The organism is Pollutimonas nitritireducens (assembly GCF_002849615.1).
Classification (GTDB): domain Bacteria; phylum Pseudomonadota; class Gammaproteobacteria; order Burkholderiales; family Burkholderiaceae_B; genus Pollutimonas; species Pollutimonas nitritireducens.
The window spans coordinates 116,338-130,371 of record NZ_PDNV01000004.1 but is presented as its reverse complement, the minus strand read 5'-3'; the positions used below and the strand labels follow the sequence as shown (position 1 = coordinate 130,371).

The window sequence follows — 14,034 nt, the reverse complement described above, 5'->3', positions numbered from 1 at the left end:
TTAATGATTCCCGATGTCGATGGCAATAGTATCGTTTACTTGAATGGCGACTATGTTCGTCTGGAAGACGCCAAGATCTCCGTGCTTGATCGCGGATTCATTTTCGGCGATGGTATTTATGATGTGGTGCCTGCCTATGATGGCAAGCCTTTTCGCATGGATGGGCACCTGGCACGCCTTGAACGCAGCTTGGCCGCCATCGACATCAAGGTAGACCTCGGGCGCAGCGATTGGGAACAAATCGTCCAGAATCTGATCGACCGCTCTGGTCTGGGCGACTGCATGGTTTACATCCAGCTTACGCGGGGCGTGGCCAAGCGGGATCACGGTTTCCCCAAAAATGCGACCCCTACCGTTTTTTGCATGGTTTCGCCATTCATTCGGCCCGGCGCGGCGGCGCGCGAACAGGGCCTCAGCGTAATCGGCATCCCCGATGTGCGCTGGCTGCGCTGTGAAATCAAGTCGATTTCCTTACTGGGTAACGTACTGGCCAAGCAGCAGGCGGTCGAGGCAGGCGTCGATGAAGTCGTGCAGTTTCGTGACGGTTATCTGTCCGAAGGCGCGTCCTGCAATATATGGGTGGTCAAAGACGGCGTGCTGTTCGCGCCGCCACGCAGCAACCTTATTCTGGAAGGCATACGCTATGGCCTGATCGAAGAACTCGCGGCCGCTGCGGGCATCCAGTTCAATGCGCGTCCGGTTTCCCAGCACGAAGTCGAGAACGCCGATGAACTCATGTTGTCGTCGGCCACCAAAGAGATTCTGCCCATCACGTCCTATAACGGCAAGCCTGTTGGTACGGGAAAGCCAGGCAATATTTATGCATTGCTGCGGGCCGGCTACGACAAGGCCATCGCGGCACTTTGATGTCAAGGCCATGAACCGCGAAATCCCACCTGAAGACTCTCTCATCGAGTATCCCAGCGACTTTCCCATCAAGGTCATGGGAAAGACCCATCCTGATTTCGCCCAAACCTTGACGGCGGTAGTCCTGGAGTTCGACCCCGGTTTCAACCCTGCCACCATCGAGATGCGCCCCAGCAAGGCGGGCAATTACCTCGGGCTCACCTTCACGGTGCGCGCGACTTCGCGCCAGCAGCTTGACGAGTTGTACCGTGCGCTGCATGCGCATCCTATGGTTTCCATTGTTTTATAGGCATCGTCCGCCGCAATGAACGAATCGAAATGGTGGCCGCGCCCCGCTCCTTACCTGGAAGTATGGGAGGCCATGCGCCAATACACTGAGGCGCGCGACTCGCAAACGCCGGACGAAATCTGGCTCGTCGAGCACACCCCTGTATATACGCTGGGCCAGGCGGGCAAGCCCGAACATATCCTCAATAGCGGGGCCATTCCGGTGGTCAAGTGTGATCGAGGCGGGCAGGTCACCTATCATGGTCCCGGACAGGTCGTAGCCTATTGCCTTATCGACCTTCGCCGGTTGGGTATTTTCGCCAAAGAGTATGTGTCCTTACTGGAAAGCGTGGCCATCCAGGTGCTGAATGAACTGGGCGTAAACGGTGCCAGCCTTAAGCCTGGCGCGCCCGGTGTGTATGTACCAGGAGACAATAACCAACTGGCCAAGATCGCGGCCCTGGGTATAAAGATACGCAATGGCTACGCGTATCATGGACTGGCCTTGAACGTCGACATGGACCTCGCACCATTCGCCGGCATCAATCCTTGTGGGTATGAAGGATTGCAGACCATCGATGTGATAGGGTGCGGAGTAGCGGCTGACGTGGTGACGGCAGGGAATCTGCTGGCCGTGCGCCTCGTACAGGCTTTCAGTGGCTATCATCAAACCGTACCGGCCTGATACCGGTCCGGACCAACCGGAGACGAACAATGACTGCAGAAAGCCCCATTCTATTGTCAGATCGAACTGACGGCGTCCTGACGCTGACATTGAATCGTCCAGACCAGTTCAATGCCTTGTCGGAAGAACTGCTCGGTGCGTTGCAGACTCAGCTCGACGCTGCTGCGCGGGACGAAGCGCTGCGCTGCGTTGTGCTGGCCGCTGCCGGTCGCGCATTCTGCGCGGGCCATGATCTCAAGCAGATGCGCGCCACACCGGATCAGCAGTATTACCAGCGATTGTTTGAACAGTGCGGCCGTGTCATGCAGACTATCGTGAATCTGCCGGTGCCGGTAATCGCCAAGGTTCACGGCACGGCGACCGCGGCGGGTTGTCAGCTCGTGGCCAGCTGCGATCTTGCCATCGCATCGGATTCAGCAAAGTTCGCCGTGTCTGGCATCAACGTGGGCCTGTTCTGCTCCACGCCGGCCGTCGCGTTGACCCGAAACGTTCCGGCCAAGAAAGCGTTTGAAATGCTCATTACAGGCCAGTTCATCAGTGCGGACGATGCCGTGGGGTATGGCTTGATCAATCATGCTGTCGCCGCCGATCAGCTGGACGTCGCGGTGCATTCCCTCGTCCAGGCCATTTGTTCCAAGAGTCCGGTGGCGGTGCGTACCGGCAAGGCCATGTATCACCGCCAGCGCGGCATGAGCCTTGGCGACGCCTACGATTTCGCGGGGCAGGTCATGGCGGAAAACATGATGGCCGATGATGTCTCCGAAGGCATCGATGCGTTCATGCAGAAGCGCAAACCGGTCTGGGAAGGCCGTTGACGCAACAGGGGGATTAGGCAGCCTCGCCCGCAGAGGGGTAAAATGCCGTCTTACAGTCGTGTCTTGGCCTGGCGCAAGTCGCTTGCACCGCGGGGCACGCGCTGATCTTTTCACCCGAAGGCCAGTGGCGTGAAGCACGCCACGGCTCTTGAGCATGAAGCCCTGCGCTTCATTGCAGGAAACCGTATGACTACTCCGCTTGATCAGGCAACAGAACGCAAGCCTACTGTGCGTCCCGCTCCCTACGACCCAACGCAAAAGCAAAAGTCGGCCGAGAAAACGTCGCGCATTCCCATCAAGGTCGTGCAGACAGAACGCTTGAAGAAACCCGAGTGGATACGCGTCAAGGCGGCTGCGCCCGGCTCGCGTTTTCACGATATCAAGCGTATTCTTCGCGAGCATAATTTGCACACCGTCTGCGAAGAAGCATCGTGTCCGAATATCGGCGAATGTTTCGGAAAGGGCACGGCCACCTTCATGATCATGGGCGATAAATGCACGCGACGCTGCCCATTCTGTGATGTCGGTCATGGCCGCCCCGATCCGCTCGATACCGAAGAGCCGGTCAACCTGGCACGCAGCATCGCCGCCATGAAACTTTCCTATGTGGTGATCACCTCCGTCGATCGCGACGATTTACGCGACGGCGGCGCCGCTCATTTCGTAGAGTGCATACGCAAGGTGCGTGAATTGTCGCCGACGACCCGAATCGAAGTGCTCGTTCCCGATTTCCGTGGCCGGCTGGATCGCGCATTGGGCATACTCAACGAGAACCCGCCAGACGTCATGAACCACAACCTCGAAACCGTGCCACGTCTGTACAAGCAGGCGCGTCCCGGCTCCGATTATCACCATTCGCTCAAGTTGCTGTCCGACTTCAAGGCTTTGCATCCCGGCGTGTCAACCAAGTCCGGCCTGATGCTCGGCCTCGGGGAAACCGATGAAGAAATCCTCGACGTCATGCGCGATCTACGTGCCCACAACGTGGACATGCTTACCATAGGGCAATATCTGCAGCCTTCCGCGCATCATCTGCCGGTGCTTCGTTATGCGCATCCCGACATCTTCGCCATGCTGGAGCGCGAAGCGTATGCCATGGGATTCAGTCATGCCGCGGTCGGCGCCATGGTGCGCTCGTCCTATCATGCCGATGAACAGGCGCACGCCGCCGGAGTCGCCTGAAGCCGGTCTGTGGTTGTCCCTGATCCTTGCGCTGGAACAACGATCTTTTCTTCAAGTAGGCGTTCAATACCCATGTAGCACCGGTCTGCCGGCCACCGGATTGCCGGCCACCGGATTGCCGGCCACCGGATTGCCGGCCACCGGTCTGCCGGCATACATACAGGGTATTGAACATGAAGAAACCTAATCGAATCGCTGCCTTTGTCTTGACTACACTCATAGCCGGCTGCGGCATGGTGAGCGAAGAACCGAAATCCGCAAAGACGGATCAAGACGATATCGCGCTCATCAAGGCAGGCGAACTCAGCTATTTTCCAGCCGGCGATTTCCTGCGTAACGGCAATCCCGTAAGCCCTGCAATGACCACCTTGCGATTCGATCGCGATTTCGAAATCATGAAGCGACAGGTCAGCCAGGCGGAGTACCAGCAATGCGTCCTCGCGGGTGCCTGCAAAAAACTCGACAAGGCGCAGCGCGGCGCCGTTGCGCCGAATTTGCCCGCCGTGGGCATAAGCTGGCGTGATGCCACTGATTACGCCGCCTGGTATTCTGCCGTCAAGGGCTATACCTATCGTTTGCCCACCTACGCGGAATGGGTGTATGCCGCAGGCTCCATGTATAAGGAAGACGTCATTGTCGACAGTTCCGATCCTGGCGACCCGGCTCAACGGTGGTTAATGGAGTACAAGCTCGAGACCCAGCGCAAATCCACGGTCGATGGCACCCCGCGACCTTTCGGCAGCTTTGGCAGCAATGCCGCAGGCGTTTCAGACATGGTAGGTAATGTGTGGGACTGGACCGATACCTGCCACACCCGCCAGCATGTCGACCAAAACGGTGCCGGCCTATTGCCGCCGGCGGAGAACTGCGGCATACGGGCGGTTGCGGGAAGACACCGCAGCTATATTTCCGACTTCATCAGGGACCCCAAGGGCGGGGCATGCTCGGTAGGCGTGCCACCCAGCAACCTGGGCTTTCGCCTCGTACGCGTTCCGGCATTCTCCGGGGGCTAGACCTTGGCGTCGGTGGGCTGTGGCGTTGATGTATGGGGACCCTCGGCCAGCCGTATCAGGTTGTCCACCGCGCACACCACAATCCGCTTTCGTCCGCTGATGACAAGCCCTCGATCCTTCCAGGCACTCAGCAGGCGGCTTACGGTATGAAGAGTCGTTCCGGTCATCTCGGCAATATCCTGGCGCGTGATGGGGAAGTCAATAACGATGCCTTCGGGCGTTTGTCGCCCGGATTGATCCACCAGTCGCAATATGGCGCGTGCCACCCGCTGTTCCACCTCTTCAGTGGAAAGTTCCTGTATTCGCGCGTGTGCATCGTGCAATCGCTGTCCGACTGTTTGCAAGGCATTCGAAGCGAAGTGCGGATTGGTCGCGGTGAAATCATCCCATTCAGTCGACGGCCAGCTGAGAGCCAGGCTTTCCTGCACGGCAAGTGTCGATGCCGGATAGTTGGGGCGCCGCATGGCCCTGGCGATCCCGAATACATCTCCGGGATTGACATACCGGACTACGACTTGTTCGCCGTCTGGCGTGACCTGCACCACTTTCAGGTGGCCATGCAGCAGGACGAAGAAGCGGTCGGCCACCTCACCCTGGCGAAAGGCGGCGTCGCCGGTAAGGAGACGGTACACCTGCGCCGTCTCGAGTATTGAGTCCAGGGCGGCATCAGACAAAGACTTGAACAGATCCAGATTCTTTATAAGAGACCTATTCAGATTTGACGGCATTGACTGTCCATGCGAAGGATAGGGGAATTCGATTCTACCATTGGCGTCAGTCGGCGAGATAAATGACAGAAATCACTTATTAGTGAAAACCCGCAGAAATGTGCTTGCGAGTTTGCGCTGCAGCAAAGAACGGCCTCAGGTAAAGGTTTCAAATGGAAACATAGATCAAGAGTACTGAATTCCCGTTCGCCAGCAGTCGAACATTTATCGTAAGCGGAGCTTCATCATGGAACGTCGTTCATTTCTAAAAACAGCCAGCCTGGGCGCTATGGCAGGTACAGCCGCAATGGTGGCTCCAGCAATGGCCAAAGGCAAGTCCGCCCCCGTCGCCGAAAAGTTTCTGTCAGAGCCCGAAATTGCGAAGCTCAAACGCGTGAAGGTAGACCTTGTCGCACCGCCCATGGTGCACAAGCACGAGCAAGTCGCCAGCGGCGCGCCGCGCATCGTCGAATTCCGCATGGAGATCGAAGAGAAGAAGATGGTGATCGACGACAAGGGAACCACCTTGCAAGCGATGACCTTCAACGGATCCATGCCCGGCCCCACCTTGGTGGTCAGCGCCGGCGACTATGTTGAATTGACCTTGGTCAACAAGGCCAGCAATGCCATGCCGCACAATGTGGATTTCCACGCTGCAACCGGAGCCCTGGGCGGCGCCAAGCTGACGAATGTCAATCCCGGAGAGCAAGTCACTCTGCGTTTCAAGGCCGACCGGCCCGGCACCTTCGTTTACCACTGCGCACCGGAAGGTATGGTGCCTTGGCATGTGGTGGCCGGCATGAGCGGCACCCTGATGGTGTTGCCGCGCGACGGTCTGAAAGATCCGGCTGGCAATCCATTGCGCTACGACACTGTTTACACCATAGGTGAGTTCGACCTGTACATCCCGAAAGACGAGAACGGAAAGTACAAAGACTACAAAACCCTGTCCGAAAGCTATGGCGATACGGTGGAGGTCATGCGCAAACTTGTCCCTTCCCATATCGTATTCAATGGCAAGGTTGGCGCACTGACCGGTGAAGGCGCCCTGAAGGCAAAGGTTGGTGAAACTATCCTGCTTATCCACTCCCAGGCAAATCGTGATACGCGTCCACACTTGATCGGCGGGCATGGCGACTGGGTCTGGGAAACCGGCAAGTTTGCCAATCCGCCGGAAAAAGACTTGGAAACCTGGTTCATTCGTGGCGGATCCGCAGGCGCAGCGCTCTACACCTTCAAACAGCCTGGTGTCTATGCCTACCTCAACCACAACCTGATCGAAGCATTTGAACTGGGCGCCGCCGGCCATATCGTGGTCGAAGGAAAGTGGAACGACGATTTGATGAAGCAGATCAAGGCACCCGGTCCCATTGTTGCCTGATCATTCAAATGGCAATGTCGCCATGCAGGTTGGCCATCGAAACGGTCAGCCTACAAAGTAACTCTACGAAAGCGGCCTGCAGCGTGCGGGCCGGCTAAACCCGCTCTTGGAGATGAATATGTTGAAGTCCGTTCATGTTGCCCTGACTCTCGCCATTTCGGCCGGCCTGGCGCCTTTTGCCGCCACTGTTGCCGCCGAGACGGTGAACCCGGCCGGCGAGAAGCTCTACAAGACAGCGTGCATAGCGTGTCACAGCACTGGCGTGGCCAATGCCCCCAAGGTAGGCAACAAAGATGCCTGGGCGCCGCTTATTGCCAAAGGCATGGATTCCATGATGGCGATCGCCTTGAAAGGCAAGGGCGCGATGCCGCCACGGGGCGCCTCGTCGGCCGACGACGCCACGCTGAAAGCCGCCGTCGAATACATGGTGTACGCATCCCGCTAAGGGCTTGCTGCCCCCCACACAGCCGGTTTCGCTGTGGTTTCCCATAAACGACGTATGTCATCGTTCCTCGGGAAAATACCGATATTTAAACCAGAACAGCTATATACACTGGCTCCATGCCGATAGGCGTGGGGCTTTTTCGCATTGCCTTGTTTTATTCGCCTACCCCCGTATCCATCCAGAAGAGGGCAGCATAAACATGACGTCGATACGTAAAACACTGTTTCTTTCCGCCATTGCGGCCAGCTTTTTCACTATGGCAGGCATCACGCAGGCGCGCGACCTCACCATAGCCTTGCGTTCCGAGCCCAGTTCCATGGACCCTCAGTTCCACTCGCTGACGCCCAATACGCAGATGTCGGAAACCCTTTTCGACCCGTTGGTGCGCACTGACGCCAAGGCTCAACCGGTCGCCAGCCTGGCAGAATCATGGACAATCGACGGCAACGTCTGGACGTTCAAGCTGCGCTCCAATGTAAAGTTTGCGGACGGCTCGCCATTCACATCGGACGACGTATTGTTTACCTATGCCCGCGTGCCCCTGGTACCCAATAGCCCATCATCCTATTCGCTCTACCTCAGTGCCGTCGAGAAAGTCGAGGCGCCCGACCCCTTGACCGTCAAAATCACTACCAAGGGAGCATCGCCGGTGTTGTTGGCCAACCTGTCCATGATTCCCATCATGTCCAGAAAGGCCGCCTCCGGCCCGGCGCCTGAAGGCAAGACCACGGTCGAGCTCAATCGTGGTGACGGGCTGGTGGGTACCGGACCCTACAAGTTTGTTTCCTGGAAGCGCGGTGCCGAAATCGTGTTCGAACGCAATGACCTGTATTGGGGCGAAAAGCCCGAATGGGACCGGGTCATCTACAGGCCCATCTCCAATTCAGCGGCGCGTGTAGCCGCGCTTCTGGCGGGAGATGTCGACCTTATCGAGGACCCACCAACTGACGACCTCCCCAAGCTCAAGAGCGACAAGAACCTGTACGTGCAGGAAACACCTTCGGTACGCGTGATTTACATTGCGCTTAACCAAGGCAAGGAAGTGCCCCCGGGCATGTCGGGCACAAATGACAAGAACCCGCTGACCGACAAGCGCGTGCGCGAGGCACTGTCGCTCGCCATAGACCGCCAGGCTATCGTGGAACGCATCATGGGGGGCTCAGCCCAGCCTGCCGGCAATTTGCTGGCGTATCCTGGTTTCGGAACATCCGAGAAACTCTCAAAAGCGGTGGCTGCCGATCCTGCCAGGGCAAAAAAACTGTTGGCCGAGGCTGGCTATCCCGAGGGCTTCACGGTCAGCCTGGGTTCTCCGGCAGGGCGCTATACGAACGACCAACGTATTGCGCAAGCCGTGGCGTCCATGTGGGCACGCATAGGTGTGAAGGCCAACGTCGAAACCATGGCACCTCCGGTATTCTTCAAGAAGCGCGATAGCTTTGCATTCAGTACTTACCTGGCCGGTTGGGCAGCCAGCTCGGGCGAGATGCTTAATCCCCTGACGGCTCTGGTCCATACCAAGAAGCCGGAACTGGGCCTTGGTACCACCAACTGGAGCAAGTACTCCAACCCGGAACTCGACGAACTCATCATCGAGGCGTCCCGCACCCTTGACGACGCCAAGCGTTCCGAGATGCTGCAGAAAGCGGGAAGCAAGGTCATGGAAGACTACGGCATTCTTCCCTTGCAATTCGAAATGTCGGTCTGGGCCATGAAGAAGGACATCCGCTATGGCGGACGCACCGACCAGATGACTCTCGCGCAAGACATGACGCTCGCCAAGTAAGCGGTGACATTCTGGTGTTGCTGACTATCATCCGCCGTCTATTGCAGACGGTGCTGGTTGTCTTGGTCATGTCGGCCCTGGTCTTTGCCGGGCTTTACCTGGTCGGCGACCCGGTGGCCATGCTTGCCAGTCCCGAGGCCAGCGACGCTCAGCGAGAGGCCTTGCGACGCAGCCTGGGCCTCGATTTGCCCTTGTGGCACCAGTACTTCATCTTCATCAGCAAGGCGGTCCACCTCGATTTCGGCAACAGTTTCCTCACGGGCGAACCGGCCATGCAGCTTATTATCGAGCGCATGCCGGCCACGCTTGAACTGGCTACACTTGCTATTTTCGCCTCCATGGTGATCGGGGTACCATTGGGGATCTACGCCGGTCTCAAGCCCCGAAGCATCAGCGCACGATCGATCATGACCGGTTCAGTGCTGGGGTTCTCTCTACCGAACTTCTGGGTGGGGCTGATGCTGATCATGCTGTTTGCCGTGATCCTGGGCTGGTTTCCCGCAGGCGGGCGCGGGCCGGTCCAGTCTTTCGGGCCCATTGAGCTTAGCGTATTCAATTGGCAGGGCTTGCAGAATCTCATTCTTCCGGCGGCAACCATTGCCGTGGCCAAATGCGCCTTGATCATTCGTGTAACGCGGGCAGCAACGCGCGAATCCCTTCCTCAGGATTACATCAAGTATGCACGCGCCAAGGGCTTGAGCAACCGGCGCGTGCTCTCCGTTCACTTGCTGAAAAACATACTTATTCCCATCGTCACCATAGGCGGACTGGAGTACGGCCAGGTCATCGCGTTTGCCGTGGTCACCGAAACTGTTTTTTCCTGGCCTGGCATGGGCAAGCTTTTGATCGATTCCATCATTACGCTGGACCGGCCGGTCGTGGTGGCCTATCTGATGCTGACAGTGGTATTTCTTGCCCTGCTGAATTTGCTGGTCGATATTGCCTATACCGTATTGGATCCGCGTGTGCGTCTGGGAGCGCCTACATGATCGTTCGGCCGACAACCGCGCCCACCCTGGCGGCCCATGAAAGCCTTTGGCGCGTGTTCGTTGCACAGTTCCTGGCCAGCAAGCTTGCCGTGGTTGGCCTGGTGCTGCTCGCCGCATTTGTATTATTGGCCATCTTTGCGCCATGGATTGCGCCCCAGAACCCGTTCGATATCGCCACCCTGGACATCATGGATTCGAAGATGCCGCCCGGCAGCACCACCTTTGATGAAAGCACTACCTATTGGCTTGGCACCGACGGTCAGGCACGCGACGTGTTTTCGGCCATACTGTACGGCATGCGCACCAGCCTGTTTGTAGGGTTGGTATCCGTGTCGGCAGCGTTTCTCATCGGCACCACGGCAGGGCTTGTTTCTGCCTATTTCGGTGGGCGTATCGATGCCGTGCTCATGCGTATGGTGGATATCCAGCTCTCATTTCCCGCCATTCTGGTCGCGCTAATCCTGTTGGCGGTTTTGGGCAAGGGTGTCGACAAGGTCATTTATGCGTTGATCGCCGTGCAGTGGGCTTATTTCGCCCGTGCCGCCCGTGCGGCCGCCATCGTGGAGCGCAATAAAGAGTATGTCGAGGCAGCCCGCTGCGTCTCGCTGTCATGGCATCGAATTCTGTGGCGCCATATATTTCCCAACTGTATTCCGCCTCTCATGGTCATTGCCACCATCGACCTGGCGCATGCCATCGCGCTGGAAGCTACGCTTTCTTTCCTGGGCGTCGGTGTCCCGGTGACGGAACCGTCGCTGGGCATGCTGATATCCAATGGTTTCGAGTTCCTGTTGTCAGGCAATTACTGGATATCGTTTTTCCCTGGCATAGCGTTGGCCATGATTGTTGTCGCCATCAACCTGGTGGGCGACCATCTTCGCGACATTCTCAATCCCCGCAATGAGATCCAGGGGGTCTCATTATGAACTCGGTACGCGCCATGCCGGCCAGTGACCTGCTGCTCGATGTCCAGGGCCTGAAGACTTATTTTCATACGCGTGAAGGGGTGGTCAAGGCAGTCGACGGCATATCGCTGGAGATCAGGCAGGGCGAAATCCTTGGACTGGTGGGCGAATCGGGATCAGGCAAAAGCATTACCGGTTTTTCGCTGATGAAGCTGGTCGACGAACCGGGACGCATGCAGGCTGACCGGCTCTATTTCAATGGCCTGGATCTGCAGAAACTGTCGCCAGACGAATATCGACAGCTGCGGGGCCGCGATATGGCAATGATCTTCCAGGATCCTTCCACCACCTTGAATCCCGTGCTGCGCATCGACACGCAAATGATCGAGGCGGTGCAAGCTCATAATCGGGTCTCGCGGCAGGCCGCGCGCGCCCGGTCGCTGGACGTGTTGAAGAAGGTGGGCATCCCTTCGCCCGAAGAGCGCCTGACGGTGTATCCGCACCATTTGTCGGGCGGCATGCGCCAGCGCATTGCCATTGCGATTGCGTTGCTTAACTCGCCGAAGCTGATCATTGCCGATGAGCCCACCACGGCGCTGGACGTGACCATACAAGGACAGATCCTGTATGAAGTGCAGAAGCTGTGTCGCGAAACCGGAACGGCCCTGATCTGGATCACCCACGATCTGGCAATCGTCTCTGGTCTGGCCGACAGGATAGCGGTGATGTATGCGGGGCGCATCGTTGAAACCGGAATGGCCTCCCAGATCATCGGCGCCGCTCAGCATCCTTACACCCATGGCCTGATATCGTCGATTCCATCGGTTCATACGCGCGGCCACGATCTTTTCCAGATCCCGGGTTCAACGCCGTCTCTGCTGAATTTGCCGAAAGGCTGCCCGTTCAGGACGCGTTGCTATCGTGCCACCGCGCAATGTGAACTCGACCCCGCGTTGGAAGCAGTGGCGCCAGGACACGAGGCAAGCTGTTGGCACAAGGGAGTACAGGCATGAGCCAACAGAACGGCCTTCCCTTCGAACAGGCAGACGGTGCCGCAAACGGGCAGCACGAAGCCCCGCTTTTGAGCGTACGCGACTTGCAGCGTCACTTTACGCAGCCCATCGATCTCCTGCAACGCGCCGGGAATTTCATCAAGAGACGACATCAGCCTCAAATCCTGCGCGCCGTGGCTGGTATTGACATCGACGTGCATGCCGGTGAGGTCATCGGCATCGTGGGCGAGTCGGGCTGCGGAAAATCGACGTTGGGGCGCATGATCGCAGGTATTCTGCCGCCCACGTCGGGTGAGATACGCTACAAGGGCAGGCCTGTGGCACAGCTGGATGCGGGCACAAGGCGCGAGTACCAGTTGGGCGTGCAGATGATTTTCCAGGATCCATTTTCATCGCTCAATCCCCGCATGCGTGTCGTGGATATCATTGGCGAGGCAGCGGTCGTGCATCGCCTGGTCGGGCGGGCAAAGATGGAAACGTACGTGGCCGAGCTCATGCAGAAAGTCGGGCTGGACCCGGCGTATCGCTTCCGCTATCCCCATCAGTTCTCCGGAGGGCAGCGCCAACGCATCGGCGTTGCGCGCGCCCTGGCGCTCAAGCCGGCACTGATCGTGTGTGACGAAGCCGTGGCGGCGCTCGACGTGTCTATTCAGGCACAAGTGCTCAATCTGTTCATCCGGCTGCGCCGTGAACTCGGGCTGACCTATTTCTTCATCAGCCATAACCTGGGTGTGGTCAGCCATATCGCCGATCGCGTGGCGATCATGTATCTGGGACGCATTGTCGAGATTGCCGATACCGATACGATCTTCAGCCGCGCCAATCATCCCTACACGCAGGCCCTTATCAAAGAACTTCCGGTGTTGCGCACCGGCCGTCGCCAATTCGACCCGATCAGGGGCGAGTTGCCGTCGCCAATCGACCCTCCTTCAGGGTGTCCCTTCCATCCGCGTTGTCCTCATGTCATGGATCGGTGCCTGATCGAACGCCCGCTGCTCAAGCCAATTGAGGGGCCCGAAAGACCATTTGGCTCGCCCCGGGAACCGCGAAATACGCAGCAAAGCGCCTGTCATCTGAATGATACTTGTCCCACGGAGACTAAATGAAATTCGCCGACGATTCGTTTGAACCCTATGTGCTTAATTTGCCGACCACCGAACCCATTCCGCTGATTTGCGATTCACCTCATAGTGGATGTATTTATCCGGCGGACTTTCAAAGTTGCCTGGCCTTGTCGGTGTTGCGTACGGGCGAGGATGCTTATGTGGACGAGCTCTGGGCGACGCTGCCTTCAGTGGGGGCGACCTTGCTGGCCGCCAACTTTCCCCGCACCTACATAGACCCGAATCGCGATATCGACGACATCGACCCCAATATCCTGGCCGAACCATGGACGACCGAACTGCATCCCACCGAAAAATCCCGCCTGGGTCATGGCCTGGTATGGAGCATGGCGCGCGATCAGCCGATTTATGACCGCAAGCTTTGGGCGGCCGAAGTCCTGAATCGTATCGCCACGTACCATCAGCCCTATCATGAGGCGCTCAGTCGCCAGATCGAGTTGGCTCATGAGCGATTTGGCGGCGTGTGGCACTTGAACCTGCATTCCATGCCGGCAGATTCGTATGCGGTATTGCAAATCGACACCGACAAGCCTTTGGCCGATTTCGTCCTGGGCGACCGCGATGGCACGACGTGTGATCCGACACTGACTGGAATCATCGAAGACTTCCTGCTCGAACGCGGCTATACCGTGGCGCGCAACGATCCTTTCAAGGGTGTGGCGCTGATTGCCCGGATAGGGCGCCCGCAGCAAAATCGCCACAGCTTGCAGATCGAGGTCAACCGCGCGCTCTACATGAACGAGGAGACTTACGAAAAGGCCGCCAGTTTCAAGGCATTGCAGGGCGACCTGGCACAACTGAGTGTCAGGGTGGCGGGCTTCGTAAAGTCGCTGCTCTGATGGTGGTCCGTGCAGGATT

16 protein-coding genes are annotated in these 14,034 nt (G+C 57.9%); 15 read left to right on the top strand and 1 reads right to left on the bottom strand.

What is annotated here, in order from left to right:
* Positions 1 to 3: 3 nt before the first annotated feature.
* From CR155_RS06965 to CR155_RS06935, 7 genes are all read left to right on the top strand, one after another.
* Positions 4 to 867, top strand: a complete 864-nt coding sequence (locus tag CR155_RS06965; RefSeq protein ID WP_102069278.1) for a D-amino acid aminotransferase — start codon at positions 4 to 6, stop codon at positions 865 to 867.
* 10 nt (positions 868 to 877) lie between these two features.
* Positions 878 to 1,156, top strand: a complete 279-nt coding sequence (locus CR155_RS06960) for a DUF493 family protein (protein ID WP_102069277.1) — start codon at positions 878 to 880, stop codon at positions 1,154 to 1,156.
* A gap of 15 nt (positions 1,157 to 1,171) precedes the next feature.
* The gene (gene lipB / locus CR155_RS06955; protein WP_102069276.1) at positions 1,172 to 1,819 is read left to right on the top strand and encodes a lipoyl(octanoyl) transferase LipB; all 648 of its coding nucleotides are present in this window, start codon (positions 1,172 to 1,174) and stop codon (positions 1,817 to 1,819) included.
* 29 nt (positions 1,820 to 1,848) lie between these two features.
* Entirely contained in the window at positions 1,849 to 2,634 is a 786-nt protein-coding gene (locus tag CR155_RS06950) for an enoyl-CoA hydratase (protein ID WP_102069275.1), read from the top strand.
* A gap of 186 nt (positions 2,635 to 2,820) precedes the next feature.
* Positions 2,821 to 3,816, top strand: a complete 996-nt coding sequence (gene lipA / locus CR155_RS06945; RefSeq protein ID WP_102069274.1) for a lipoyl synthase — start codon at positions 2,821 to 2,823, stop codon at positions 3,814 to 3,816.
* Positions 3,779 to 4,003 carry a hypothetical protein gene (locus tag CR155_RS06940; RefSeq protein WP_143705186.1) on the top strand — a complete coding sequence of 75 codons (225 nt, stop codon included), beginning with the start codon at positions 3,779 to 3,781 and terminating at the stop codon, positions 4,001 to 4,003. The genes lipA and CR155_RS06940 overlap by 38 nt, the downstream gene beginning before the upstream one ends.
* Positions 3,990 to 4,829, top strand: a complete 840-nt coding sequence (locus CR155_RS06935) for an SUMF1/EgtB/PvdO family nonheme iron enzyme (RefSeq protein ID WP_102069272.1) — start codon at positions 3,990 to 3,992, stop codon at positions 4,827 to 4,829. Before CR155_RS06940 ends, CR155_RS06935 begins: the two co-directional genes overlap by 14 nt.
* On the opposite strand, the gene CR155_RS06930 is transcribed toward CR155_RS06935, so the two are convergent.
* The gene (locus CR155_RS06930) at positions 4,826 to 5,557 is read right to left on the bottom strand and encodes a Crp/Fnr family transcriptional regulator (protein WP_102069271.1); all 732 of its coding nucleotides are present in this window, start codon (positions 5,555 to 5,557) and stop codon (positions 4,826 to 4,828) included. The two genes, CR155_RS06935 and CR155_RS06930, sit on opposite strands and share 4 nt — an antisense overlap.
* A 301-nt stretch (positions 5,558 to 5,858) precedes the next feature.
* On the opposite strand from CR155_RS06930, the gene nirK reads away from it, so the two are divergent.
* The 8 genes from nirK (at position 5,859) to CR155_RS06890 (ending at position 14,015) form a co-directional block, all read left to right on the top strand.
* Complete coding sequence (nirK, locus tag CR155_RS06925) at positions 5,859 to 6,917, top strand: copper-containing nitrite reductase (protein WP_369406174.1); 1,059 nt, start codon at positions 5,859 to 5,861, stop codon at positions 6,915 to 6,917.
* 118 nt (positions 6,918 to 7,035) lie between these two features.
* Entirely contained in the window at positions 7,036 to 7,362 is a 327-nt protein-coding gene (locus CR155_RS06920; RefSeq protein WP_102069270.1) for a c-type cytochrome, read from the top strand.
* A gap of 199 nt (positions 7,363 to 7,561) precedes the next feature.
* Positions 7,562 to 9,145 carry an ABC transporter substrate-binding protein gene (locus tag CR155_RS06915; RefSeq protein WP_102069269.1) on the top strand — a complete coding sequence of 528 codons (1,584 nt, stop codon included), beginning with the start codon at positions 7,562 to 7,564 and terminating at the stop codon, positions 9,143 to 9,145.
* 14 nt (positions 9,146 to 9,159) lie between these two features.
* Positions 9,160 to 10,134 (top strand): ABC transporter permease, encoded by a 975-nt coding sequence (locus CR155_RS06910; RefSeq protein WP_102069268.1) that lies wholly within the window; start codon positions 9,160 to 9,162, stop codon positions 10,132 to 10,134.
* On the top strand, positions 10,131 to 11,060 hold the full coding sequence (locus CR155_RS06905) for an ABC transporter permease (RefSeq protein ID WP_102069267.1): 930 nt from the start codon (positions 10,131 to 10,133) through the stop codon (positions 11,058 to 11,060). The genes CR155_RS06910 and CR155_RS06905 overlap by 4 nt, the downstream gene beginning before the upstream one ends.
* Positions 11,057 to 12,052 carry an ABC transporter ATP-binding protein gene (locus CR155_RS06900; protein ID WP_102069266.1) on the top strand — a complete coding sequence of 332 codons (996 nt, stop codon included), beginning with the start codon at positions 11,057 to 11,059 and terminating at the stop codon, positions 12,050 to 12,052. The genes CR155_RS06905 and CR155_RS06900 overlap by 4 nt, the downstream gene beginning before the upstream one ends.
* Positions 12,049 to 13,158 carry an ABC transporter ATP-binding protein gene (locus CR155_RS06895; RefSeq protein ID WP_102069265.1) on the top strand — a complete coding sequence of 370 codons (1,110 nt, stop codon included), beginning with the start codon at positions 12,049 to 12,051 and terminating at the stop codon, positions 13,156 to 13,158. The genes CR155_RS06900 and CR155_RS06895 overlap by 4 nt, the downstream gene beginning before the upstream one ends.
* The gene (locus tag CR155_RS06890; RefSeq protein WP_102069264.1) at positions 13,155 to 14,015 is read left to right on the top strand and encodes an N-formylglutamate amidohydrolase; all 861 of its coding nucleotides are present in this window, start codon (positions 13,155 to 13,157) and stop codon (positions 14,013 to 14,015) included. The genes CR155_RS06895 and CR155_RS06890 overlap by 4 nt, the downstream gene beginning before the upstream one ends.
* Positions 14,016 to 14,034: the final 19 nt, after the last annotated feature.